24 protein-coding genes are annotated in these 24,202 nt (G+C 70.9%); 8 read left to right on the top strand and 16 right to left on the bottom strand.

All coding sequences use genetic code 11. The features are described 5' to 3' along the window. Nucleotides 1–68: 68 nt before the first annotated feature. Nucleotides 69–1,175, bottom strand: a complete 1,107-nt coding sequence (locus tag ACW9J6_RS13240) for a DNA-binding protein (protein ID WP_457116946.1) — start codon at nucleotides 1,173–1,175, stop codon at nucleotides 69–71. 216 nt (nucleotides 1,176–1,391) lie between these two features. On the opposite strand from ACW9J6_RS13240, the gene ACW9J6_RS13235 reads away from it, so the two are divergent. Then, nucleotides 1,392–1,937 carry an inorganic diphosphatase gene (locus tag ACW9J6_RS13235; RefSeq protein ID WP_457116945.1) on the top strand — a complete coding sequence of 182 codons (546 nt, stop codon included), beginning with the start codon at nucleotides 1,392–1,394 and terminating at the stop codon, nucleotides 1,935–1,937. A 586-nt stretch (nucleotides 1,938–2,523) separates the two neighbouring features. Here ACW9J6_RS13235 and ACW9J6_RS13230 read toward each other — a convergent pair. The 4 genes from ACW9J6_RS13230 to ACW9J6_RS13215 all read right to left on the bottom strand — a co-directional run bounded on the left by ACW9J6_RS13230 (nucleotide 2,524) and on the right by ACW9J6_RS13215 (nucleotide 5,279). Further along, a complete protein-coding gene (locus ACW9J6_RS13230; protein ID WP_457116944.1) occupies nucleotides 2,524–3,141 on the bottom strand; it encodes a hypothetical protein in 618 nt (205 codons plus the stop codon). Beyond that, complete coding sequence (locus ACW9J6_RS13225; RefSeq protein ID WP_457116943.1) at nucleotides 3,138–3,527, bottom strand: ribbon-helix-helix protein, CopG family; 390 nt, start codon at nucleotides 3,525–3,527, stop codon at nucleotides 3,138–3,140. The genes ACW9J6_RS13230 and ACW9J6_RS13225 overlap by 4 nt, the downstream gene beginning before the upstream one ends. 217 nt (nucleotides 3,528–3,744) lie before the next feature. Further along, entirely contained in the window at nucleotides 3,745–4,053 is a 309-nt protein-coding gene (locus tag ACW9J6_RS13220) for a hypothetical protein (protein WP_457116942.1), read from the bottom strand. Nucleotides 4,054–4,175: 122 nt separating this feature from the next. Beyond that, complete coding sequence (locus ACW9J6_RS13215) at nucleotides 4,176–5,279, bottom strand: helix-turn-helix domain-containing protein (protein WP_457116941.1); 1,104 nt, start codon at nucleotides 5,277–5,279, stop codon at nucleotides 4,176–4,178. 235 nt (nucleotides 5,280–5,514) lie between these two features. On the opposite strand from ACW9J6_RS13215, the gene ACW9J6_RS13210 reads away from it, so the two are divergent. The 4 genes from ACW9J6_RS13210 (at nucleotide 5,515) to ACW9J6_RS13195 (ending at nucleotide 8,816) form a co-directional block, all read left to right on the top strand. Further along, a complete protein-coding gene (locus ACW9J6_RS13210) occupies nucleotides 5,515–5,688 on the top strand; it encodes a hypothetical protein (protein ID WP_234082671.1) in 174 nt (57 codons plus the stop codon). A 143-nt stretch (nucleotides 5,689–5,831) separates the two neighbouring features. Further along, nucleotides 5,832–7,394, top strand: coding sequence for a DUF2235 domain-containing protein (locus ACW9J6_RS13205; RefSeq protein ID WP_457116940.1), 1,563 nt, complete (start codon nucleotides 5,832–5,834; stop codon nucleotides 7,392–7,394). 201 nt (nucleotides 7,395–7,595) lie between these two features. Beyond that, nucleotides 7,596–8,642 (top strand): RNA-guided endonuclease InsQ/TnpB family protein, encoded by a 1,047-nt coding sequence (locus ACW9J6_RS13200; RefSeq protein WP_457116939.1) that lies wholly within the window; start codon nucleotides 7,596–7,598, stop codon nucleotides 8,640–8,642. Nucleotides 8,643–8,672: 30 nt separating this feature from the next. Then, a complete protein-coding gene (locus tag ACW9J6_RS13195) occupies nucleotides 8,673–8,816 on the top strand; it encodes a hypothetical protein (RefSeq protein WP_457116938.1) in 144 nt (47 codons plus the stop codon). 138 nt (nucleotides 8,817–8,954) lie between these two features. Here the strand turns inward: ACW9J6_RS13195 and ACW9J6_RS13190 are convergent, their stop codons facing one another. The 5 genes from ACW9J6_RS13190 to ACW9J6_RS13170 form a co-directional block, all read right to left on the bottom strand. After that, the gene (locus tag ACW9J6_RS13190; protein WP_457116937.1) at nucleotides 8,955–9,437 is read right to left on the bottom strand and encodes a DUF411 domain-containing protein; all 483 of its coding nucleotides are present in this window, start codon (nucleotides 9,435–9,437) and stop codon (nucleotides 8,955–8,957) included. Between the two features lie 56 nt (nucleotides 9,438–9,493). Continuing rightward, the gene (locus ACW9J6_RS13185; protein WP_457116936.1) at nucleotides 9,494–12,661 is read right to left on the bottom strand and encodes an efflux RND transporter permease subunit; all 3,168 of its coding nucleotides are present in this window, start codon (nucleotides 12,659–12,661) and stop codon (nucleotides 9,494–9,496) included. Next, on the bottom strand, nucleotides 12,658–14,151 hold the full coding sequence (locus tag ACW9J6_RS13180; protein ID WP_457116935.1) for an efflux RND transporter periplasmic adaptor subunit: 1,494 nt from the start codon (nucleotides 14,149–14,151) through the stop codon (nucleotides 12,658–12,660). The genes ACW9J6_RS13185 and ACW9J6_RS13180 overlap by 4 nt, the downstream gene beginning before the upstream one ends. Then, nucleotides 14,151–14,708 (bottom strand): FixH family protein, encoded by a 558-nt coding sequence (locus ACW9J6_RS13175; RefSeq protein ID WP_457116934.1) that lies wholly within the window; start codon nucleotides 14,706–14,708, stop codon nucleotides 14,151–14,153. Before ACW9J6_RS13175 ends, ACW9J6_RS13180 begins: the two co-directional genes overlap by 1 nt. Before the next feature lie 269 nt (nucleotides 14,709–14,977). After that, nucleotides 14,978–15,334 carry a hypothetical protein gene (locus ACW9J6_RS13170; protein WP_457116933.1) on the bottom strand — a complete coding sequence of 119 codons (357 nt, stop codon included), beginning with the start codon at nucleotides 15,332–15,334 and terminating at the stop codon, nucleotides 14,978–14,980. 281 nt (nucleotides 15,335–15,615) lie between these two features. On the opposite strand from ACW9J6_RS13170, the gene ACW9J6_RS13165 reads away from it, so the two are divergent. After that, entirely contained in the window at nucleotides 15,616–17,061 is a 1,446-nt protein-coding gene (locus ACW9J6_RS13165; RefSeq protein WP_457116932.1) for a hypothetical protein, read from the top strand. Here ACW9J6_RS13165 and ACW9J6_RS13160 read toward each other — a convergent pair. The 5 genes from ACW9J6_RS13160 to ACW9J6_RS13140 all read right to left on the bottom strand — a co-directional run bounded on the left by ACW9J6_RS13160 (nucleotide 17,058) and on the right by ACW9J6_RS13140 (nucleotide 21,232). Further along, nucleotides 17,058–18,326, bottom strand: a complete 1,269-nt coding sequence (locus ACW9J6_RS13160; RefSeq protein ID WP_457116931.1) for a hypothetical protein — start codon at nucleotides 18,324–18,326, stop codon at nucleotides 17,058–17,060. The two genes, ACW9J6_RS13165 and ACW9J6_RS13160, sit on opposite strands and share 4 nt — an antisense overlap. A 165-nt stretch (nucleotides 18,327–18,491) precedes the next feature. Continuing rightward, the gene (locus ACW9J6_RS13155) at nucleotides 18,492–18,665 is read right to left on the bottom strand and encodes a hypothetical protein (protein ID WP_457116930.1); all 174 of its coding nucleotides are present in this window, start codon (nucleotides 18,663–18,665) and stop codon (nucleotides 18,492–18,494) included. Nucleotides 18,666–19,207: 542 nt separating this feature from the next. Then, nucleotides 19,208–19,858 (bottom strand): NrsF family protein, encoded by a 651-nt coding sequence (locus tag ACW9J6_RS13150; RefSeq protein ID WP_457116929.1) that lies wholly within the window; start codon nucleotides 19,856–19,858, stop codon nucleotides 19,208–19,210. Further along, the gene (locus ACW9J6_RS13145; protein WP_457116984.1) at nucleotides 19,855–20,412 is read right to left on the bottom strand and encodes a sigma-70 family RNA polymerase sigma factor; all 558 of its coding nucleotides are present in this window, start codon (nucleotides 20,410–20,412) and stop codon (nucleotides 19,855–19,857) included. The genes ACW9J6_RS13150 and ACW9J6_RS13145 overlap by 4 nt, the downstream gene beginning before the upstream one ends. 421 nt (nucleotides 20,413–20,833) lie before the next feature. Further along, a complete protein-coding gene (locus ACW9J6_RS13140; protein ID WP_457116928.1) occupies nucleotides 20,834–21,232 on the bottom strand; it encodes a hypothetical protein in 399 nt (132 codons plus the stop codon). Nucleotides 21,233–21,638: 406 nt separating this feature from the next. Between ACW9J6_RS13140 and ACW9J6_RS13135 the strand changes: the two genes are divergently transcribed. Both ACW9J6_RS13135 and ACW9J6_RS13130 read left to right on the top strand, forming a co-directional pair. Beyond that, the gene (locus ACW9J6_RS13135; protein WP_457116927.1) at nucleotides 21,639–22,325 is read left to right on the top strand and encodes a DUF2231 domain-containing protein; all 687 of its coding nucleotides are present in this window, start codon (nucleotides 21,639–21,641) and stop codon (nucleotides 22,323–22,325) included. 59 nt (nucleotides 22,326–22,384) lie between these two features. Continuing rightward, complete coding sequence (locus tag ACW9J6_RS13130) at nucleotides 22,385–22,861, top strand: DUF305 domain-containing protein (RefSeq protein WP_457116926.1); 477 nt, start codon at nucleotides 22,385–22,387, stop codon at nucleotides 22,859–22,861. 450 nt (nucleotides 22,862–23,311) lie between these two features. Here ACW9J6_RS13130 and ACW9J6_RS13125 read toward each other — a convergent pair whose 3' ends face one another. Continuing rightward, a complete protein-coding gene (locus ACW9J6_RS13125; protein WP_457116925.1) occupies nucleotides 23,312–23,557 on the bottom strand; it encodes a hypothetical protein in 246 nt (81 codons plus the stop codon). Between the last annotated feature and the right edge of the window lie 645 nt (nucleotides 23,558–24,202).

Here is a 24,202-nt window from a genome sequence, read left to right as displayed (position 1 = left end):
CTGGACGTGGCGGCTTAAGAAATGCCGGCGGCGCCCGGCCCCGCCCGTCCGGTGGCGTCAGGGGCGAACTACGCCGCCTCCTCGTCGCTGAGCGTCCTGCTGCCGGGCCAGCGGTAGGTCGCGGCGAAGCGCCCGTCGTCCATCTCCTTGAGCGGCCTGCCCTTGGCGATGCGGACGTTCAGCTTCTCCCGGAGCTTGCCCGGCGGGACGGTCCCCTGGTCGTCGGCCTTGCCGTACCGCCGCGTGGCCTCGACCCAGCCGGGCGGGAGCTTGTCCAGGATGTCGTCGACTGAGAGCGGGCCCGCCTCCAGCAGCAGGTCGTGCACCTCGGCCACGAACAGCGTCCAGAACCGCCGTCCCGAGAGCGCCGGCGGCACGGCGCGGTCCGAGGGCGGGGCTCCGGGTGCGGGCGCGGAGCGGGACGGCTCCGCGAGGGCGAAGCGCCCCCCGGCCTCGGTGACGCCCTGTCCGCCCTCTGCCAGCCGCAGCAGGCGGTAGCGCAGCCAGGCAGGCGTGAGCGGCATGCCGATCCGCGCGCCCCTGTCCTTCAGCGCGGCGGGCAGCGCCCCGTGCAGTGCGTGCACGGCCAGGGGGCCCTGCCGGCGCATCGCCGCGTCGACCGCGGCCCGCACCTCGTCCCAGTAGGCGTCGGCCTCGCGGGCGAGGCTCTTGCCCATCAGGATGCCGATGAAGCCGGCCGTCGCGCTCGGCGCCCCGGTTTCCGGTGTGGGTGCGGACGGGAACGAAGGCACGGGCACGGCCGAACCGTTTCGGAGCCGTTCGACCTCGGCCTGGAGCGCCGCAGCACGGGCCTCCATCACGTCCGCGTGCGCCAGCGCCTCGTCGAGCATCTCCCGGAAAGCTGCCCGCTCGCCGTTCGCCAAGCCGGTCAGGTCGTGCCGGGTCCACTCGATCCGCACGTGCTCCAGCAGGGCAGCGCCGAACTCGGCCAGGCGGTTCTGCAGGGCCTCGGGCAGGCCGGCCGTCTCGATGACGGCCTGGTAGCCGGTCCGCGCCTTCCACCGGGCGAGCGCCGGGCCGATGCTCTCGAAGGAGCCCCGACCGAGCTCCCGCCGCACGTTGCGCACCGAGACGCGCTCGCCCGGAGCGCAGTCCGGCTTGGCCCGAGCCCGTATCCGGTCCGCCGCCGCCCACACGTCGACTTCCGCCACCATGCCCGCCGCCCTCACCGGAGGCGGCCATCCTGTGGCAGGGCAGTGAAAAATTGGTCTTCGCGCGCCCCCGGCGTAGCGCGTGTCGCGTGGCGGCCCTCGTTACGCGGCATCCTCGGAGTCGCCCCGGTCGCCCCGCCCCGGGACCCCCGTGGCTCCATGCGAGTTCACCAGGGGCGTGCCGCCGCCCGGGCGATGCGCCGGAGCCCCGCCTCGCCCATGACCGCCCCCTCGCTGAGCCGCCTGCCCACCTTCGGCGAGGATGGCACCGTCCACGTCGTCGTCGAGACGCCCAAGGGCAGCCCGAACAAGTATGCCTACGATGATGCATTCGGCGCCTTCCGGTTCAAGATGGTCCTGCCGGAGGGCACGAGCTTCCCCTACGACTTCGGCATGATCCCCTCGACCAAGGGCGCCGACGGCGACCCGCTCGACGTCCTCCTGCTTCTCGACGCGCCCGCCTTCCCGGGCTGCATGCTGGAGGCACGCCTAATCGGCGTCATCGAGGCCGAGCAGCGCGAACGCGACGGGACCTGGGAGCGCAACGACCGTCTGATCGGCGTAGCCGTGAAGGCCCGCACGCACGCGCACATCGAGGCGCTCAACGACCTGCGCCCGGGGATGCTCGACGAGGTCGAGGCGTTCTTCGGCCACTACAACCTACTCGCCGGCAAGGAATTCCGGGTGCTCCGGCGCGGTGACGCCGAGGCGGCGCTGGGCATGGTCCGGAAAGGCGTCGGGGCGTTCGGTCGGGCGGAACGCTGACACCTAACCAGCGGACCGTCGCCGGGGGCTGACCCATGCCCGGGTCGGTATGGGAGCCCCTTCATGCCGGCCCGGGGTGCCGCCTCCGTCCATCTCGGTCATGGAACGCGACAACCGACCGCCACGCGAGTCAATCAAGCAGCCGCCTCGTGCTCCTCGGCGCCCGCCCTGCCGCAGCGGCCATCCCGGGCCCCTGGCGCCGCCACCGGCTCAACACCGTAGGCCCGAGCGTACCGAGGCGACGCCCGAGCGCTCATGGTCGTGGGCAAGCGGACCGCGGGCCATATCCCGGTGGCCCCGCTTGTGGCATTCTCGTCGGCCGGCGACCATCGTCGGTCGACACCGCTTGCCGGGAATCGGTCTCCGGGGCCCCACGCGGGACGAGATCGAGGCCAGCATCGATAACTCGCGCAGGGCCCCCCGTGTCGTGCCCCAAGGCGTCTATCGCTACCGCTCGCACGCGGAGGCGAACGCCGACATGGACCGGTGGACGGTCGATGGGATGGTCAGGCGCTCTCTGAAGTTGGTTGACCGCGGACGTTGATCCCCCCGCCGCGGCGCGACCCTCCGAACGGCCCGGGCGAGATCACGGTCCGGGGGGACGCCATTCCGTGTCGTCGCCCTGCTCGTCCCGGTGCGGCCGGTCGATCAGCGTCCGCCGCAATCCCCGTCGCCTTTGCCGACGTTCCTCATCGGTCAGGTCCGGCTGGCCAAGCCCCCGCATGTCGGCCAGCACCGCGTCGGCGCTGGGGATGCGCCGCGCGCGTTCCAAGCCGACCAGCAAGGCGTAGGTCGTGAGGGCGTGGACGGGGTACTCGTCGAAGAAGCTGACGGTGTGCCCCCGCATCAGCCGCTCCTCCTCGAACAGGAATACGTAGGGGCCGGGCTCCATGTACCCGTTCGAGACCGCCTCGAAGATCGTGAGCTCGCCCACGTTCTTGCGCTTGTCGGGAATGCCTGCCTTCTCCTTCCGAATCCGCTCCTGGCCGGTCTCGGTGGGCAGGACCGTGACCAGCGGACGGTTCGCCCCGATCCACGCATCGATGCGCCGCGCCGTCACGCTGCCGGAGCGCGTCGCTTCGTATTCGATGTAGTCGGTCAGCACGATGGGAAGCCCGACCTCGACGAGAAGGTCGAGCCGGTCGATGCCCGCGAACGAGAACAAGGGGCCCGCGTCGGGCAGGATGATGCGGGCCTTCCTCACCGGCCGTCCCCGCGCTCGCCGAGTCCCGGCGCCAGTTCGAGGAGGATCTCCGCCGCTTCCTCGGCCCTCGCGCGGTCGGGACGCGGCCAGGCGACGCCGCTCCCGTTCATGAGCCGGGCGAAGGCGCCCACCTCGGACGGGTCCAGGCCAAGGGCGACCATGGTGTCGCCACGGCCCGCCTCCCCTCGCGAGTAGGCGGTCAGGATGGCGTGGCGCCGCTCGTCGGTGAGGGATGGGGTCACCCCGTCGGTCGCCTCCTTCCATCCGATCTCGCGCATGAGCAGGTCGCGGATGAGGTCGCTCACGGTCGTGCCGCGCCTCAGCACGTGTGCCTTGACCGCCTCGATGAGGGCGGGATCGACCTTCATCGTGAACTGACGCTCCATCGCGGCACACTCCGATACATACGTATGTACCATAGCATGGGCCAGCGGGTCATGCTAGGTGCGTCGCGACCGCCGAGCCGAGGGTTCCGGGTGGCTGCGGGAGCGTCCTTCATGCCGGCTTTCCTTGCCCAGGCCACTTTCGGAGCCGTTCTGTCGCGAGGCGGTGGATTAGGTCGTAGAGCCACCGCTTGCCGAAGTTGCGGCGGGGCGGCGCGGGCTAACGCACAATGGCCTGCAGGAGCGCTTCGAGGCTGACGAGCCTGGCCCGGTGCCCCTGTTCGAAGCCGAAGCGCATGCTGGCGGCGTCGGGCCCGCAGATCAGCCAGTCGTCGTCCCGGGCCAGGGCATGCGCCCAGAGCGAGAGCTCGCCGGCGTCGAGGTACGCGCCGGGGCCGTCGAGCTGCAGCCTGATGATGGCGAGGTGGTCGTCCGGCTCGACCGCGTGGAAGGTCGAGCGCAGGGCAGTCGGGTCGATATCTCCTCCGGGCGCCGGCGCTGGAATCGCGTCCGCGTCTCCTCCAGGCACTTCGTCACCGTCACGCACCCGTAGCGGCTCGACAGCGCACGCCACGCGCCGACGCGGCGCGCCTCGATGACCGTGTTGGTGTCGGTGAGAACCGCGCCGCGATGGACAGGTATCCGGCGGGCTCACATGTCGAACGGGCGCTCGACCTCGTGCGCGTCGAAGAGTTCGCCAAGTTCGTCGATGGTGACGTCGAGCAGCGCCGCGGCCCGCCGCACCGAGATGTGCCCCTGGTCGATCCCGGCGGCCATCACCTCCATGAACCGACGCCCGAAAAGCGGCGGCAACTCGTCCTGCCGCCCGTCAGCCTGGCCGTTGTGGCTGAGGAGCCGGTCGTCGAACGCCCGGGCGGTGTCCGCATCCATCACCCCGATGCTCACCAACCGCCACTTCAGGGCGCGGGAGGTGACGCCGAGCGCGGTCGCGGTCCGGTTGAGCCACGCATGGTCGATCCCGGTCGCGGGATATCGAGCGAGCACGTCGCGCGGCATCAGCAGGGCGGAGGCGAACTTCTCCGCCATCTGCTCGATGCGCTTCTGGATCTTGCCGGACCCGACGCCGTCGTCGAGCCGCTCGGGAGGCATCGCGTCCCAGGTCAGGATGTGGAAGAGCTCGTGGGCGAGGTTGTAGTTCCGGCGCCCGGCCGGCTCCTTCCGGTTCACGAGCACGGCGCCCAAGTCGCGCACCAGGCACGCCGCCCCGGAGATGCCGGTCTGCGCCTCGACCATCAGCACGAGCGTCGAGAGCTCCTCCTGCATGGCCTCGGCCAGGCGCTGCGATGGGACCGGCCCGAGCTTGAGGAAGGCCGCGACGCCCTCGCCGGCGGCCTCCGCGGCCTCGTAGCTGTCGAACCGTGTCAGGTTCAGCCGGTGCACGATGGGCGACAGGGCGTTGCCGGTCGTCACGCTCAGCTCGCGATACGCCCCGATCCACTCGCCGGCCTTGCGCTCGAACGCGTCCAGTTCGGCCATGCCGAGCGCCCCGTCCCGCCGCCAGGAGAACCGCGCCTCCCCGACGATAAGGAAGGGGTTCGTGAAATAGTCCAGGTCGACCTCGAACACCCGCACGGCCTGCACGAGCTCCTCGGCCGACAGCTTCCGTTGGCCGCCCTCGATCTGCGCGACGGTTTGGTGGTTCTTGAACCCGAAAGCCTGCGCGACTTGCTCCTGGGACATGCCGCGCCGCTCGCGCAACGCCTTCAGCCGGGTGCCGGTCGATGCTGGTGTCATGGTCTGCCCCATCCGCTCGGCCTATCTTGCAAAAAGGCGTTTTGCAAGATATTAACGCAAACCACGAGGCTGCGTGCGTACTCGAACCATGGGCGCGCCGCCACAGCCTCGGACCGGGGGCTTGAGCATCAGGGCTTCCCGGCCGTCCCGGCGCCATCGGCCCCGGGCAGCGGGCAGGCTCTGAGGCATCCCGGGCCGCGCAACCGTTGCGCGGGCCCCCGACGTGAGCATCGACATGGCGACGAACCCTCCCTCCGGCGACGGCCACCGCAACGGCATGGTCCGCGACCGCTCGCAGGTCTTCAACCCCAGGACGGAGACCTGGACCAAGCGCGACGCCGATACCGGCCGCTTCATGGACGGCAAGAAGGACGGCACCCCCTTCAAGGGCGTGCGCAAGGAGCGCTGAGGCGCTCGCGGCGGGCCCGCCCTCGGGCGGGCCCGCGACCCCATGCTCCCACGCAAAGCGCATCACTCCCAATCGCGGCTCTCTCCCCCCCCCCCCCCCCCTCCCCCCCCCCCCCGACCCCGTGCTCCGACGCAAGGCGCATCATGCCCAAGAACATCGTGGTCTTCTCGGACGGCACCGGCCAGGACGGGGGCGTCCGCCCCGAGCAGCGTGTCAGCAACGTCTACAAGATGTACCGCGCCTGCAAGGTCGGGCCCGACAGCGGCATCGATCCCGCTGAGCAGGTCGCCTTCTACGACCCGGGCCTCGGCACCGACATCGGCGCCACGGCACTGACGGCACCCGTGCGGTTCGTGCAGAAGATGGCCGCCTCCCTCTCGGGGCGCGGTATCGCCACGAACATCGCCGACTGCTACCGGTTCATCGTCGACCACTACGAGCCGGGCGACCGCATCTTCCTCATCGGCTTCAGCCGTGGGGCCTACACGGTCCGGTGCGTGGCCAACCTCCTCATGTACTGCGGCGTGCCCACGAAGGGAGCGGACGGCCCGCTGCTGCGCTTCCGCAAGATGACGCGGGACATCGCCCGCGAGGCCGTCGGGACGGTCCTGGAGCACGGCGCCGGCCATCCCCGCGCGGACTTCGACGCGGAGCGGCACGAGCTCGCCCGGCGGTTCCGGGCCAAGTACGGCTCGGACCACCGCGACGGCGACGGCAAGTCGAACGTCGAGCCGTACTTCATCGGGACCTTCGACACGGTCGCGGCGCTCGGCGTCGCCGGCCCGAAGCGCACCCTGATCAAGGCCGGCCTCGCGGCTGCGGTCGTCATCCCGCTCGGCATCGCCATCGCGGTGACCTCCTCCCTGGTCGGGGGCGTCTCCTACCTGTTCGACGGCTCCTTCTGGAGAGCGGACCTGATCACGGCGGCCGTCCTCGTCGCCGCATCGGCCGGGATGGCCCTCGCGGTGCGACGCCACCTCTTCGCCGCGAAGACCAAGACCATCTCGGACTGGCCCGAGCCGGGGAAGTCGAAGAGCCACGTGGCCGAGTGGAAGGGCGAGAACTTCGACCGCCTCCTCAGCGCCCAGGTCGGCTACGCCCGGGCGGCCATCGCCATCGACGAGCGGCGCAAGGACTTCGACCGCGTGAGGTGGGGGAAGACCGAGGTCACGCCGCCGCGGGCGCCGGGCGCGCCCGACCAGTTCCGCCAATTCTGGTTCGCCGGCAACCACTCGGACATCGGCGGCAGCTACGACGAGACCGAATCCCGCCTGTCGGACATCGCGCTCAAGTGGATGCTGGAGCAGGCCGTCGGCGTCCCGGACGGCCTCAAGGTGGACGGCATGCCGGCCGTGGCCGATCCGCGCCATCCGGTGGAGGTCATGCAAATCCCGCGGCTGCGGCTGCACCCGTCCGCGGCGGGCGTGCAGCACTGCGAGGTCGCCGGCATGCGCGACGCCATCGAGGCCCGCGTCTCGGCCTCGTGGGTGCCGGGCTGGGTGCGGCGCTGGGCGCAGGGCAAGTCCTGGGAGACCAAGGACCGGGACATCAGGCCCGACGCCACCGTGCACCCAAGCGTCGATGAGCGCTTCGCCCTTCCCTCAGTCGTGCAGTGCGACGGCGTCGCCCCGTACCGGCCGGCCCCGCTGGCGAACCACGACCGCTTCAAGGACCGGTACGGGTGGGCGCCGGGCGCCGTCGCATGAAACGCGAGGACGAGGCCATGGAAGCTTTCATCTCGCTTGAGGACCAGGTCCGGGAATGCTTCGGACGGGTGGTCTACCAAATTGCGGCTAGTGCTCCCGCCAGACCGCGCAGCGGTTGGCGGGTGGTGAAGGCCGCCAGCGCGGAGCGCTTACCCGCTTTCGTTCATCCTCGACCGGAGGTATGTTCGCGCTATTTCCATCGTGCATCGCAGAGTCACGTATAGGCTCTATCCATCGGCCGCTCAGGCGGCGGCGATGGAGCGTGCCTGCGACCTGCATCGGGCGCTGTACAACGCGGCCCTGGAGGAGCGGATCGAGGCATACCGTAAGGCGGGCAAGTCGATCAGCTACAACGACCAGTGCAAGTCCGTCACTGCGATCCGGCTGGACGACCCAGCCTATCGGTCGCTCAACGCGCAGTCGCTTCAGGTCACGCTCAAGCGTCTGGACCGGGCGTTCCAGAATTTCTTCCGGCGCGTGAAGGCGGGGCAGACAACGGGCTTCCCACGCTTCAAGGGGCGCGACCGCTTCCCCGGCTTCGGCTTCAAGCATCTTGGCGACGGCTTTCGGTTCACGCCGGACCAGGGCTGGCGGCATGGCACGCTGCGCCTCTCCGGGATCGGGGAGATGCAGGCCCGCGGCGAGGCCCGCACGCCGGGCGAGGTCGTCTGCGCCGACGTGCAGCGCAAGGCGGACGGGTGGTTCCTGTCGGTGGTCGTCTCGTGCGAGCCGCATCGCGAGCGGACCGGCGGGGCGGTCGCGGGACTGGATTGGGGCGTGGAGACTTATGCCACGCTCTGCACCGGGCCGATGCGGTTCGGGGAGGTCGATAACGACCGCTTCCTCGCGTCCGAGCACGAGGCGCTGAAGGAGGAGCAGCGCGCCCTGTCGCGGGCGTTGCGCGGCAAGCGCTCGAAGCGGGCCGCCAAGGCGAAGCGGCTCGTCGCCCGGCGCTCGCGCCGTCTCGCCAACCGGCGCAAGGATCGCACGCATCAGGTGACGGCCCGGCTCGTGCGCGAGCACGCGATGATCGTCACGGAGGATCCGTCGGTTCGCAACATGACCGCCTCGGCCGAGGGCACGGCCGAGAAACCGGGCCGCCGTGTCAAGCAGAAGGCGGGCTTGAACCGCGCCATCCTCGACACGGCTCCGGGATCGTTTCTGTCCAACCTGCGTATCAAAGCGGAAGAAGCTGGGGGCGTGGTGGTTCTCGTCGATCCTCGCAAGCACAAGCCGTCTCAGACCTGACCCGTCTCGGGCGAGGTCAGGAAGAAGGGCTTGGGCGAGCGCACCCACACCTTGCCGGACGGACGCGTGATCTCGCGCGATCAGGCGTCGGCGTGGGTGCTCTGGAACATCGGTCAGGAACTGGCCGCGGGCGCGAGCCCGGAAATCGCGCTAAGAGCCGCGCAAGCGGCTTGAGGGTGGTAGTTCATCATCACTTCTGAGCCGTGGCTTGGCGACCGAACGACGGCCGCGCTTCGGGAAAAGGGGGCGGCCGGCGCGCCTCGTGCCGCCGTCCCCCCTTCCGGCCGCGCCTTCGTGACCCGGCCCGCCCAGTCATGAGGCCTGCCGGCCCTTGAACCGCGCGAACGTGCTCCGCCCGGCCGGACCGAACAGGACGACGTCGTAGGTTGCCGGCTCGACGCCGTCGACCTCCATGCCGGGCGAGCCGGCGGGCATGCCGGGAACGGCAAGGCCGGTACCGGAAGGCTGCTCCGTCAGCAGCCGCCTGATGGCCGCCGCGGGCACGTGCCCTTCGACGACGTAACCGCCCACCTGGGCGGTGTGGCAGGAAGCGAGCTCGCGAGGCACACCGAGCCGGACCTTGACCGGGCTCACCGCCCCTTCGGTGACCCGCACCGTGAAGCCCTCCTTGCGCAGGTGCTCCACCCATGCCGTGCAGCAGCCGCAACTCGGGTCCTTGGTGACCGCCACCTCCGGCAAGCCCTCGGCCCGGGCGAGCCCGCCGCCCGCGGCGAACGCCGCGAGGCCCAGCACCACGCCCCGGCGCGACGGCGGAAACATGTCTCCCACGTCCATCATAACCTCCAACGTCAAAGATGTCGGGCGCCCCCGCTCCGCGCGCCCGGTCGCGCTCACTCGGCGGCGAGCGGCAGCCGCGGCTCGTCAGGTGCACGGCGGTTCGGCGCGGCCGTCGGCAGGCCCCTCCCCTTCACGAGGCCGTAGATGGCCGGGATGACCGCCAGCGTGAGGACCGTCGAGGAGACCATGCCCCCGATCATGGGCACGGCGATGCGCTGCATCACCTCCGAGCCCGAGCCGGTGCTCCACAGGATCGGCACGAGACCCGCCATGATGGCCACCACGGTCATCATCTTCGGCCGCACGCGCTCGACCGCTCCCACCATGATGGCCCGGTAGAGGTCGGCACGGACCAGGCTTCGCCCGGCGGCGGCAACCTCGGCCCGCCGCTCGTCCCAGGCATGGTCGAGGTAGATGAGCATGATCACCCCGGTCTCGGCAGCGACGCCCGCGAGCGCGATGAAGCCGACGGCGACCGCGACCGACATGTTGAATCCCATCCACCACATCAGCCACACGCCCCCGACCAGGGCGAACGGCAGGGAGAGCATCACGATCAACGTCTCCGTGAGGCGCCGGAAGTTCAGGTAGAGCAGCAGGAAGATGATGAGCAGCGTCACGGGGACCACGATCCTGAGCCGTGCCTCCGCCCTCTCCAGGTACTCGAACTGCCCGCTCCACTGGACGCTCATCCCCTGGGGCAACCTCACCTCGTTCGCGACGGCGGCGCGGGCTTCGGCGACGTAGCCGCCGAGGTCCCGGCCCGAGATGTCGACGAAGATGTAGACGGCGAGCTGCCCGTTCTCGGTGCGGATCGAGGTCGGCCCGCGGGTGAGCTGGACGTTGGCAACCTCCCCGAGCGGCACGGTCCCGCCCGCCGGCAGGGGCACCTGCACCTCCGAGGCGATGGCCTGGGGGTTCGAGCGGAAGGCGCGCGGATAGCGCACGTTCACGCTGTAGCGCTCGCGCCCCTCGACAGTGTTGGTCACGCTCTCGCCGCCGAGCGCCATGGCGATGACGCTCTGCACGTCGCCCACCATGAGCCCGTAGCGCCCGAGCGCCTCCCGGTCGGGGGTGATGTCGAGGAAGTAGCCGCCGATGACCCGCTCGGCGTAGGCGCTCGACGTGCCCGGAACCGAACGGACCACCGCCTCGACCTTGCGGGCGACCTTCTCCATCTCGGTCAGGTCGGTGCCGTAGACCTTGATGCCGACTGGCGTGCGGATGCCGGTCGACAGCATGTCGATGCGGGCCCGGATGGGCTGCGTCCAGGCGTTCGACACGCCGGGGAACTGCAGCGCCTTGTCCATCTCGGCCTTGAGGCTCGCGAGCGTCACGCCGGGCCGCCACTCCGCCTTCGGCTTCAGCGTGATGATTGTCTCGAACATCTCGGTCGGCGCCGGGTCCGTCGCGGTGGCGGCGCGCCCCGCCTTGCCGTAGACCGTATCGACCTCCGGGAAGGACTTGATGATGCGGTCCTGGGTCGCCAGGAGCTCCGCGGCCTTGGTCACCGACAGTCCCGGCAGGGTTGTCGGCATGTACATCAGCGTGCCCTCGTTGAGGTCCGGCATGAACTCGGACCCCAGCTGGCGCGCCGGCCACACCGTGGCGGCGAGGGCCGCCACGGCGAGCAGGATGGTCAGCCCCTTGGCCCTGAGCACCGCGCGGATGATGGGTCGGTAGAGCCAGATGAGCAGCCGGTTCACCGGGTTGCGGTGCTCCGGCACGATCCGTCCGCGCACGAACAGGACCATCAGGGCCGGCACCAGGGTCACCGACAGGAGCGCGGCCGCCGCCATCGCGAAGGTCTTGGTGAAGGCGAGCGGCCCGAACAGCCGGCCTTCCTGGCTCTCCAGGGTGAAGATGGGCAGGAAGCTCACCGTGATGACGAGGAGCGAGAAGAACAGCGAGGGGCCGACCTCGCCCGCCGCCTCGACCAGGATCTCGACCCGCGGCTTGCCCGCCGGCGCCCGCTCCAGGTGCTTGTGGGCGTTCTCGATCATGACGATGGCCGCGTCGATCATGGCGCCGACCGCGATGGCGATGCCGCCGAGCGACATGATGTTGGCGCCGATGCCGAGCATCCTCATGGCGCCCAGCGCCATGAGGATGCCGACGGGCAGCATCAGGATGGCGACGAGCGCGCTCCTGAGGTGCAGCAGGAACACGATGCAGACGAGCGCCACGATGACGCTCTCCTCGACGAGCGTGCCCTTGAGCGTCTCGATGGCGGCGTCGATGAGCTGCGAGCGGTCGTAGACCGGCACGATCTCGGTGCCCTTGGGCAAGCTCGCCGCGACCTCGGCCAGCCGGGCCTTGGCGCCCTCGATGACGTTGAGCGCGTTGGCGCCGAACCGCTGCAGGACGATGCCGCCCGCGACCTCGCCCTCGCCGTTCATCTCGGTGATGCCGCGCCGCTCGTCAGGCCCGAGCTCGACCCGGGCCACGTCCCTCACCCGCAACGGCGTGCCGCCCGAGGTCTTCAGCACGATGTTCTCGATGTCGGACACGCTCTTCAGGTAGCCGCGGCCGCGCACCATGAACTCGAACTCGGAGAGTTCGACCGTGCGCCCGCCGACATCGGCGTTGCTCGACCGGATGGCCTCCCGCAGCCTGTCGAGGGTGACGCCTTGCGCACGCAAGCGGTTCGGGTCGACGACGACGTTGTACTGCTTGACGAAGCCGCCGACGCCCGCGACCTCCGCCACCCCCTCCGCCCGCGATGCGCCGAAGCGGACGACCCAGTCCTGGAGCGACCGCAGCTCGGCGAGCGTCCGCTCCTTGGCGACGACGGCGTACTGGTAGACCCAGCCCACTCCGGTCGCGTCCGGGCCGAGCGTCGGCGTCACCCCCGACGGCAGCTTGCTCCCGGCCGCGTTGAGGTATTCGAGGACGCGCGAACGGGCCCAGTACGGGTCCGTGCCGTCCTCGAAGATGACGTAGACGAACGACACGCCGAAGAAGGAGAAACCGCGCACCACCTTCGACCGAGGCACGGTCAACATGGCGGTTGTCAGCGGATACGTGACTTGATCCTCCACGACCTGCGGCGCCTGACCCGGATACTCGGTGTAGACTATAGTCTGCACGTCGGAGAGGTCGGGGATGGCGTCGAGGGGGAGCGTCCGGACGGCGTAGAGACCGGCCGCCACCGCGAACGCCGTGCCGACGAACACGAGGACCAGGTTGCGGGCGGACCATCCGATCAGGCGAGCAATCATCGCGGCTTCTCCCGCTCGGGGTCCTTAGGGGCAGCCAACGCCTGGAGGGCCGCCTTCAGGTTGCTCTCCGCGTCGATGAGGAAATTGGCCGAGGTGACGACCGGCTCGCCGGCCGAGACGCCCTCCCGGATCTCGACGTAGCCCTCGCCGCGTGCGCCGACCCTGACCTCGCGCGGCTCGAAGCGCCCCTCGCCCTTGTCCACCAGGACGACCTGCCTGGTGCCCGTGTCGATGACGGCGTCGGCCGGGACGGCGACCTCCGGCCTGCCCGAGCCGGTCGCGATCTCCACGTCGGCGTACATGTCCGGGAGCAGCGCGCCCTCGGGATTGGGCAGCTCGATGCGCACACGCGTCGTGCGGGTGTCCTTGTTCACCTGCGGGTATATCAGGCCCACCTTGCCGGGGAACGCCCGGCCCGGGAGCGAGCGCACCCGGACGGTGACGGGCTGCCCGACCTTGACGCTCCCGAGGTCGTACTCGGGCACGTCGGCGAGGACCCACATCACCGAGATGTCGCCGATCCGGAACAGCGTGTCGCCGGCGGCGGCCTTCATGCCTTCCACGGCGCTCCGCTCCAGCACGACCCCGTCGCGCGGCGACGACCACGTGATCGCCATCGGGACCTGGCGGGTGCGCTCCATCTCGGCGATGACGTTGGCCGGCACGTTCAGGTTCTGCAGCCGCCGCCGCGAGCCGTCGAAGCCCGGGTTGGCGATGAGCTGCGCGGCGGCCGCGTTGATCTCGGGCGAGTAGACGTCGACCAGCGGCTGCCCCTTCCGCACGCGGTCGCCCGTCGTGACGTTCTCGACGCGGTCGACGAACGCATCCGAGCGCGTCGCCACCACGGTGACCCGGCGCTCGTCGAGCGCGACCGTGCCCGGTACCCGGACGGGCCGCGATACGACCCTGCGTTCGGCGGGCTCGGTGCGCACGCCGGTGCGCTGGACCTTGCCGGGCGAGATCCTGATGGTTCCGCCGTCCTCCGCCTCGCCCTCGTAGACGGGGACGTAGTCCATTCCCATCGAGTCCTTCTTCGGCACCGGCGAGGTATCCGGCAGCCCCATCGGGTTGCGGTAATAGAGGATCCTCTTGCCGCCGCCCTCGACATGGGCCGAAGGCTCGGCGCCTTGCGGCTTGCCGGCCTTGGGGGCGAAATCCACGTCCTCGCCGATCCGGACGGGCAGGAAGTCGCGCCCGTCCGCCGTCCTGGCGGGCCCCGCCGAGTAAGCGGGTCTCCCGGCCGGGTCGCGGTAGTAGAGCACGGGGGCGTCGGACGCCGGCTCCGGGCGCTCACCGACGAGCAGCGCGACCACCGGGGCCGGGAGCCACGCCGGCAACGGCATGCCTGCCTCGCCGGCCTTCATGCCGGCCAGCAGGGCTCCGCCCAGCGCCGCGGTGACCAGCGCCATGCCGGCGACCCACGCCGCCGTGCGCCGTGCGCCGGTCCGGTTCCGGGCCCGGCTGAGGTGGAACGGGGTGGTCTGATCCATCACGGCACCGCCTTCAGCGCGAGTCGGCCCTGCACCGTCCCGACCTCGCCCTGCACCTTGGCGGCCAGCGAGAGCCGCCAGCCGCCCTCCATCGCCAGGTTCGCCCTGAACCGGTGGAGGCCCGGCTCGTTCGTCGGCAGCGGCTCCAGCTTGGATGTCATCGTGGGCATGCCCTCGGGTGCCATGTCGAGGCGCCTCGCGAAGACCACCGCGTCGGGGACCGGCTTGCCGGTCGGCCTGTGCACCAGCCGGACGGCCAGGGTGGCCGCGCCGGGCCTGGCCTCCGGCTCGGCAAGCTCGAAGACGTAGTCCCCGAGCTCGCGGGACTGTCCCGCCAGGCCGGCGGCGGGCGGCAGCCACCCTGCCAGGGCAGGCGGCACCCGCTCCGTGACGGCCCGCGGCAGCGTCCAGGCCCCCTGCCCCAGGGCGTAGCCCGCTCCCGCCGCGCCGGCCAACGCCGCCGCGAACGCCAGCCCGAGCAGCGTCCACCGGCCCCGGCCGGACCCGCGGCGGCCAAGGTCATCGTCCTCCGGGAGGAGGTCGCGCCGCTCCGTCATGCCGCCCTCCCGTCACGCAACCCGTTCGCGCCCGCTGCGGGGCCGTGCCGGCCCGCGAGCCTGCGGGTGCGCGGTCGGGTCGAGAGGGCCATTCCGTGCGTGCTGGCCAGCCGTAGCCGACGGGGGAAGTCAATGTCTGAGTCCGTGATCACGGGTTCCATCCTGGTTCCGGAGACGGGCCGGCGCATGTCGGATCGTCGGCCTGGACGGTCGCGCACGTCGCTTCGTGCGCGCCGGCTCGGCCGCGTGGCGCCGGGAGTGGTCTGGGATCAGGACAGGGGCTTGGGCGGGTGTCCGCGAGGTGCGGTGCTCAGCCCGTCGCGCCGCAGGTCGTCACGCAGGGGCTGCGCGGCAGCGGTGGCCGCGCGCGTCCCGCCGACCGCCCCGAACGCGGGTCCCGCGAGCACCTTGGCAACGCAGAGGGCCAGGAACGGGCAATCCGCCATGTCGCGGTGGTCGGGCGCGCCGCGGACGGGGTCGCAGCAGGGCATGTCCTCCATGTCCGCCGCCGGCTGGGCCGTTGCCGCCTGGCTCGCCATGCTTGCCGACGCAAGCGCCCGCGAGGGAGCTGCCAGCGCCCCCGTCAGGAGGCCGACCACGGCGAGAGCCGTGAGCAAGCGACACATGGCGGTCCAGATCGACATCCGTCGCAGTATCTCACAAAAGGAGGGCGGTCGTAAGCACGGGGACGCCGCAGGGCGCCCCCTCGCCGCGGCGGCCCCGTCGATCAGTTCGGGACACTCGTCGAATTCGTTACACCGCGTCCAAGCCGCGACCGAACCCGTTCGTCGTCGGTCCGTTTCGGCGCATGGTCCCGGGAATCCCCGCGCGCCGGCCCGGCGGTCGTCCCCTTGAGGAGCCCGGCCGCGTCGTCGATAGGGGGCTCCTTCGCGTAGAGGGGAAGGCGATGGATCGGGATGGGCCAGGCGAGGACATCACGGCGACCCTGTGCCGTCTCCGCGAGGACGGGCTGGCGCGATGCGCGGACGGAGCGGAGATCGAGGCGTTCCTCGCCGCGCGAGGGACAGACGGCGAGCGCCTCATGGTCGACATCGTGGTGGCCCACTTGCGCGGGGGGCAAGCGACATCGGAGCGGGCGACGGAAGCCCTCCTCCAGTTGCACCTCGGAGGCCGCGACATCCGGCAGGACGACGACGTCCTGCCGGATGTCGCGGCCTTGGTGGACAGGGTCGAGAAGGAGCTGAACCCCTCGGCCGCGATGCTGGGCTACCTCCGCGACCGGGCTAGCGCCCTCGCGGGCGACCGCCTTCGGCGGCTGCTCCCGGACACGCGCGGTTTCCTGGCCGTCGCGGAGCGGCTGGCCCCGACGGTCGAGGGCGGCTGGTTGCGGGCGCGCTTCTTCGACCCCGTCCCGCTCGAAGAGGTCCTGGCCGCCTTCGCGGTCGACGGCGTCGGCCTCTGGAGGCTGCGCGACGGCCTGGCCGGCGGGCAGGAGGCTTTCGACGAGGCGGTCGACCGTCACTGGCCCGAGCTTGCGGCGGGCGTGGAGGAGGGCCTCGTCTCGCTGTTCGAGGCCGGCGAGGGAGCGCTCGGGCCGGAGGGCTACCTCGCGGCCTTCCGGCGCGCCTTGGTCGAGGGGCGTTCGCCCGCTCGCGTCCTCGACCAGATCCGCTGGCGGATGCAAGTGACGGACGGCTTCGACCACGGCCCGGCCCTGCGCGAGTGGTTCGGGGCGGCGGCGCTGTTCAAAGGCTGGAACGCCGCCGACCTACGCCGTCTCGTCCACCTCGACGGCCTCTTGGCGACGGAGCCCGACGCGCTGCTCGCGGCGCTGCGGAGCGCGGTTGCCGACCTTTGGCCGAGCGAGCGGCCGACTGCGACGTTCGGCGCCCTGACCCTCGTTCGCCACGCTCGCTGGGCCACCGCGGCGAACCGGAAGGTCGCGGACGCCAAGCGCGAGGAGCATTGCCTCGCCTTCGTCGGGGGGCTGGAGGGCGGAGCCAGCGTCCTCGACCTCGCGAGGCGCTTGCGGGACCTGCCCGTGGGCCTGCGCGATGAGCGCCACGTCTGGTCCGCGCTCGCCGACGACACGAAGGCGCACTGGCGTGGCCTGGCGCTCGCGTCGGTCGAGGATGCGCCGTCGGCGAGCCGGGGCCTGATCGAGTACGTGCTGGCCTGGACGGACAAGGCGTCCTACGTCGACCTGGAGCCGCTGGTTCTGGACCTCCTCGCCCTAAGCGATGAGAGGGCGCTGCTCGCGGACGTCGCCCGCACGCCGGGACGGCCCCGTTCTGCCGTCCGCGCGGAGTGCTTGCTTGAGGCCGTGACGATCCACCCCCCTGTGAAGCGACGCGCCCGCCCCGGGAACGGAGGCGCCGCGCGGGCGGGCTAGTCGCCGGTTCCGTCGGGCTCCCCGTCCGTGTCGGGGTCGCCTGGCGTGTCGGACCGGGACGGCACGGCCACGAGGCCGGTTCGGTCGTAGCCCGCGGCCCCGAGTGCCTCGACGAAGGCCGAGAGGTTGAGGCTCCGTCCCGGGGTGAGGTCGTATGCCAGCACCTCGCGGGCGAGCGGACGCCTACGGCCGCCGGAGAGGATGCGCGCCACCTCCTCGGGCGTGTCGAAGAGCCTGCCGAAGCCGCCGGCCCGCGGCGAGGCGAGCGCCAGCGCGAGGAAGGCGGCGAACTCCCAGGCGACGTCGCCGCTCGCGGCCCCGACGCACGTGCTGACCTTGGGAACGAAACGGCCCGGCCCGGGGTGGACGTCGCGATGGACGTCCCCGGCCGCCCTGACTGTCGGCAGGAACACGGGCCGTGCCTTCCCGCCCGTGCGGCCGACCCTCGGGTAGAAGACGTAGTAGCCCATCCCGGTCGCGAGCAACTCGTCGAGTTGCGCGCCGCTTCGGTGCGAGACATCCGCCAAGCGACCGCGCCCGTCGTCCCATTTCGCCTGGAAGAGGGCCACGCGGTACCTGGTCACCCCCCGGGAGAGAAAGCCGGTGACGACCGCGAAGTCGGCGCCCAGCCGGTCCCTGCGGTTGGTCATGGACGCCGTCGCGACGTCCAGGAACGAGCCCTCGGGTAGAGGCACCCGCTCGCGCTCCATCGCGTCGATGACGACGTTCCTGATGTTCCCTGTGAACTCCTTCATCAGGTCGACGGTGACCTCCGGCTCCTCCTGGCCCTGGGTGGTGGACAAGGTGTGGTGCACGGCGGCTTGTGCGGCCGCGAAGACGACGGCCTGCGCGGGGTCGGTCCAGAGGTGGGCCTGGATCGCCCGGTACTGTGCGAGGACGTAGTCGCGTCCCTCGTCAGCCCGCGCCGCCGACCGCGCCGTGCCGCGGTCAAGCCCCATGAAGCCGAGCCACGTCGTCCCCTCGCCTCCGGGCGCCGCCCCGGCGCGCAGGACCTCCGCGACCTCGTCCAGGAGAGCCGCGACCCCTTCGACGGGCTTGGCGCCGTACGACGCGTCGAGAAGCCGCGAGCGGCTCTCGCGAAGCACGGCCGCCTCTTCGGCCGCCAAGGAAGGGGGCAGGACACCGAAGCCGGCCTGCTTGCGCGCGTAGGTCGATGCGGCGAGACGCGTGAAGGCCCGCCGCACCGCGTGCGTCGTCGGCCATTCCCGGGACCGTGCCCAATCGTGAATGAGATCTCCGCTCATGGCCCGCCCTAAGGCGCGGGCGCCCGCCCGTCCACCGGCTTGGCCTGCCCCGGGCCCGGCCGTGCATCCAACCCGGTGGACGGGGTTCCGGCGCCCCAGGCCGCCCGAGGCCCGCTTGCCGGACGGTGGACAGCTCTTGGGGAGCGATCGCCGGAGCCGCTCCCCTCAGTAAACGGGGCCACCCGCCGTGGCGCCCAGGTTCTGGGCCGCGGCCGGCCGCTCGGGGAACCGGGCGTTGCCGCGAGTGCTGCTTCGAAGGTCGCGACCCTGGACGTCGCGGGCGATGCCGCGCGTCCGGAGCGCCCCGGTGACGGTGCCGGTCTCGATGGGTGCGGCCATCCGGTCGGAGGCCGCGCTCCCGGCCCTGGATGGAACGGGGCCGGGCCGGACGTCCGGTCCGGCCGAAGCTGCACCGGCCGCCAAGTAGGCCGCGAGTGCGATCATGGAAAATCTAACAGCCATAGTTCATCTTCCTATGCTGAGAACTTCTACTGTGCCGATGCATAGGACTTCGAAGCCGGCGTCCATTTCGTTACAATAAATCTTGATTGCTCCGGTGCGGGACGCGCAACTCGACGGGCATCGGCCGTGGCCCGCGACGCGCCATCGAAGGGGTCGCGGGTTCGTCTTCCCGTCCGGCTTACGCCTTGGCGGTGGCGGGCAACCCGCCCTGTTCCCGCGCCGGTCTCGTTCGCGCTGGCGGCAGGACGGGGGGCCTGCGCAGCCGTGCCTCCCCCTCGCGGCGACGCCCGTATCAGGCGACCACGGGAGACTTGATCGTCCGGGTTCCTCCTCTCGACAGGCAAGCACGGCTCAACGCTAAGGACATCACGGGGGTTCGCCCTGGAGCCGGGCTGAACCCGCCGTCGGACCGCGCACGCTCACCAGCGCAGGAGGCGCGGCCCGAGGATCGCACCCGCCAAGGTGCACAGGGCGATTGTCCCGCCGTACCAGACGGCGACGAACGGGATGGTGTCGTCGACGCAGTGAAGCGCGTAGCCCATGGCGCTCAACGCCCCGGACGCCAAGCCGACCAGCGCACCCGCCCGCACAAGGTCGGTCGGGGCGCCGAAGCGTCTGACCACCCACACCAGCACGGCGAACGGAACGACGGCGATGACCGGTATGGACAGAAGGCATTCGAGCCACATCTCGCCCGCCAGCATCGGGGCCCAATGCGAAGGCGGGGCCGAGGCCAGGCTCAGGACGGCAAGCAAGATGACCGCGGCAAACGGAAGCGAGGCGACCGCGGGGCTCACGCGCCTCTCTCCGCCCGGCCGGGCGAGACGGGCGAGATAGCACAGGGCCAAGCCTCCGACGCAGGCCGAGAAGGCGACCTTCGCCACAAGGAACCCGAGCGCGCGCCCATGCAGCAGGTCGGGGCGCACACCGAGCGCGAGCAGGGCGATGCCCAGGGCACCTGCGGCTCCAAGCGCCGCGGCCAACCCGATGCGGCGGGTCAATCGCGGGCGCCGGACGGGCTCCCCCTCAACGCTCGCGCCAAGCAGGCCGATCAACTCGTCCGTCCTCATTGCCTTCGTTTGCCTCCAGCGAGTGCCGCCATGGCCTTCAGCCCGCGGTGGACGCTGACCTTGATGGCCGCCTCGGACATCCCGGAACGCTCCGCCGCCTCCGCGGCGCTCAGCCCCTCGACCTTCATCGACCTGATCGCCTGACGCATCTTGGCGGGCAGCCTCGCCAGCAAGCGCTCGACGTCGAGGGAACTCTCCACGGCGGCATGGTCGTCGCTCGCGACCAGCTCCCCCGCGTCCTCGACCGGCACGTCGGCGGCCGCCGCCCTCGTCCGGCGCAAGTGGTCGATCAGCTTGTATCGGGCGATGGCGTACACCCAGGGCGTCACGGGCTGGCCCAGGTCGTAGGTGTGTCGGCGCGTGTGCACCGCCAGGAGCGTCTCCTGCACCAGATCCTCCGCCTCCGTCGCAGCCCTCCTCGAACGGTCAAGCTTCCCCTTGAAGTAAGCGCGCAGGTGCGGCCCGAGTCGCTCAAGGAAGCGACGGTAGTCCGGGGCGCTGCCCGAAAGCCCCGCCGAGAGCAAGGCCCTGAGTTCGGCTTCCTGGCGGATCAACGCGGGGCCTGCTCCCGACCTCTCCTCCCGGTCGGCCGCGGATGCGAGGCGGGCGACGCCGTCAGCCGCGCGGCCCAGGCCGCTCGCCTGTCCCACGGGGCAGCCGCTGCCGGACCACGGGAAGGCGGCCGCAAGGATGGGCATCGCACCCGGTCCTCGATGGCGGAGGGCGTGGTCAAAGGGAGTGGCCTCCAGCGAATGGCCCGTGCCGCCGGTCGAGCAATGCCTGACACCGCAGCCCGCCGGCACCCCGGGAGCGCCGGCCGTCGCGCAGCCCGGCCGAACCGACCGCGCGCCGCAGGGCTCCGCCCCACCCTCGGCAGGGACCCAGCCGGACGCCGGGCCGACCAAGGGCAACGAACACGACGGGGGGACTGCGCTTCGTCATCGCTGTCTCGGAACTTGGACATGGCCTCACCCCTCAATCCGTGCCGACCGGTCGAATGGTTACACCGGCTTTGGTCCGGGGCGCCGTCCAACGGCGAGACGCCGCGCCGACCGCTGCTTGGCATGCCGGTCCCTCCTTCCCCGTATACCCCACGGCCGTATTGGCCGCCCCGGCGTTGCCGGAAAACCCGATCATGCGTACCTCGCCCGCGGCGAGGGCCACTCCATCGCTCGCTGCCCGCGCCGCCGTCGCGGGCCTTGCCGTGACAGCCTCGGCAAGGAACGCAGCCGCCCCGAGCACACGAAACCGCCTCACCAGGGCCGGAAACGCGGAGAACGCGAGAGCCTGGCTGAAGAGGCGTACATGATCCTGACCCAAGACCGTCATCGTCGGTCCGGCGAACATGACGAAAACCACGGTGATATTTGCCATGACGACCACCACGATCCGTAGCACTGAGCTCGCTTAGCAGAAGGGTGGCTCGGCAGGACCGCGGTAAAGGCCCTGGACCGGAACCGCAGCCCGAGCAAGGCAAGCGACGCGAAAGCGCCGCGACGGTCCGAAATTGCCCTTCGCGTGGCATTGGCCCCCATTGCCAAGGCTTTTGAACGTGAGTAAACCCTCGCGGGGTATAGGCGGTCTGCATGGCCTGCCGACCCGTCCCGTTCCCGCTGCATCCGTAGACGTAAAGCGCTCCGGCCTTCGCCGGTCAGGGGTTCGGGTCGCTGCGGTTCCGACGAGTCCCGACCCTGCGACGCCGACACTGCGGCCAAGCCTTCGAAGGCACGGCGTCCGCATCGACCGGGTCGGGTGGCCGATCCCACGAGAGGGCACCCACGTGATCGAGATCATTCCCAACTGGCACCCCCTGGTCGTACACTTCGCCATCGCCCTGCTGCTGACGGCAGCGGCACTGTTCGCCACAGGGACGGCGCTCGCGCGACAACCAGTCGGGCCCGCTCTCACCCTCGTCGCGCGCTGGAACCTTGGCCTGGGCGTCGCGGCCGCCTTGGTCACGGTGGCCACGGGTTGGCAAGCCTACAATACGGTCGCTCACGACGGGCCCTCGCACGCCAACATGACCACCCACATGCAGTGGGCGTTGGGGACCGCCGCGGTGTTCCTGGGCGCGGCCGGCGCGGCGTGGCTCGACAGGCATCGCGTCGCCGGTGCCGGGGCGGCGCTTCTCGCGCTCCTGGCGGCGGGAGCGGCAGGGCTGGTGGTCACGGGATGGCTGGGCGGCGAGAACGTGTACCGCTATGGCCTTGGGGTGCAGCGACTTCCGGGCACGGACGGGCACGTGCACCCTGGCGCGGGCCACGGGCACGACCACGGGACCGACGGACACGAGCACACCCATTCCGAGGCCGGCGCTGGTGTCGCCGGAGGGGCCGCCGAGGCGCGGGACCCGGCCGCCGCACAGGCGCCCGGGCCGGCAGCGGACGCGCCGGCCTCCCCGACGGTTCGGCCGCCCGCGGCCCCGGCCGGCCACTCCCATCAAGACGGCCACTCCCACTCGCACTGACGGTCCCCTCGACGGCCGGGCACCCGCGGAACCGAGCCCAGCCCGCCGAAGCCGGCGCCGTGTCGGCCAGGCACGAGATGGCCGCGGGCGCGCGAACCTTCAACGCGTTCGGTTGTTTATACCCCACCGGGGTAAAAGGAGCCGAATGCATGAACGCCTCAAGGATCGCGCTCGCGGCAGCGCTACTCGTCACGCTCGGCGCGGTCGCCGCGCCCGCCCAGAACTCGGGCGGATCCATGTCGGACATGAAGGGAATGTCCGACATGGACATGAAGAACATGGGTCCCCTGCAGAAGGACTCCATGGAAGCAATGGATAAGATGAACAAGGCCATGATGCAGGGGATGATGGACTCGGACCCCGGCCTTGCTTGGATGAAGGGTATGGCGGCGCATCATCAGGGCGCCATCGACATGTCAGAGGCGGCTCTCAAGCACTCCAAGGATGAGGATGTCCGCAAGGAGGCGCGAAAGACCAAGGAGGAAAACGAGAAGAGCCTGAGGGAGCTGCAGGCGAAGATCAGGAAGGAAAAGTGACCGACGCCGGCCGGGGCCTCTTTCCTCCTGGCTAGATCTCCCTGGCATGAGCAAGGAGGCGGGACATGAACAAGGTTGTCATGGTCCTCATCATCCTGTGTGCCGACATGCTCGCCGGGGGAGCGGCTCTGTCCGGGGACGCCCCCGAGCCGCACGGGACGACACCTCGTCCCGTGCGCTTCCAGCCCGGACGAGATCCGGCGCCCGCCTTCGCGCCCGCGCATGCCCGAAGGGCGTTCCTCGGGTGCGTGTACTCGTATCACGAATGCGCTCACCGGGCGCATTCCCGCGGGTTCTATGGCCACTACGCGGAGCACGATCACGATACCTGCCACCACGGACCTTCCTACGCTTGCTACGGCGAGTAACGGGTGTAGGCGCGGGCCTGGTACGGGAGTTCCCGTGAGGCGCACGCTTCGGAACTCGCCACCTCACCGCAGAAACTGACCCTCACTCATCTCGGAGGAACCCATGGTAAAGAGATATGCTTCCATCCCCCTGGCCGCCGCCGTCTTCCTTCTCGCCGGGTCGATTTCCTACGCGCAGCACGTCGATGTCGGCCCCGACGGTGTCCGCGTTGGCCGCGACCACCATGAGCACGTCACGGATGAGCATCGCCACCACCCGACGGCCGAGGGACACCGCGACCATGGGCACGAGGTGATCGTGGAGAAGCATCACGACCACGACCACCATCACGACGACGACTGACTGGGGAACGGGGGGCTCGGCAGGCGGTCGTGACGGCTGCCGCGCAACCCGCCGAAGCTCATACCCCCTTGGGGTTAGGGCGGGGACGGCGGCAGCCGTCAATGACCGACACGACGCGCTCGCCGGCTGCGCGTGCCGCCCCTCGTCACGGGGTGTTGGCCTTGCCGAAGTTCGCCACGTCAGTTCTCCACGCGCACCGTGACCACCGCGGCATCGGCGCCGGACGGGGGACGGCGCCATCGACCTTCCTGGCCGGCGGACGCGCCGGACCCAGGTCCAGGCGCCTCCATGTCGCGGCGGGCGCGGTCCCCGTGCCGCCTGCAAGCGCGTAATCGGAACTCGGCTCCGGGGCAGGTCGGCTCGTGGGCTGCGAAACATCGGGGTGCACCCCCGGAGCCATCCGCGTCGCCGTGCAGGCCGAGCGAGCGCGTAGGGTACCAAGCGTCGTCCGTCGAGACGAAGGGCGCGACCTGCATTCGCTGCCAAGCGGCTGAGGGGTCGGCCGCACCGGGAACACGCGGCACGGCCGATGGTGGCCGGCCCGGGCATGGACCCGGGCGGTTCCAAATCGGTGACCATGATGTCGCAAGTTGTTGTTTCTTTCCAACAGCACTGGTTTTCAGGCTTGTT

It is taken from the genome of Methylobacterium sp. JK268, assembly GCF_054052225.1.
The sequence above is the reverse complement of the archived record's forward strand: the minus strand, read 5'-3'. Positions and strand labels throughout refer to the sequence as shown.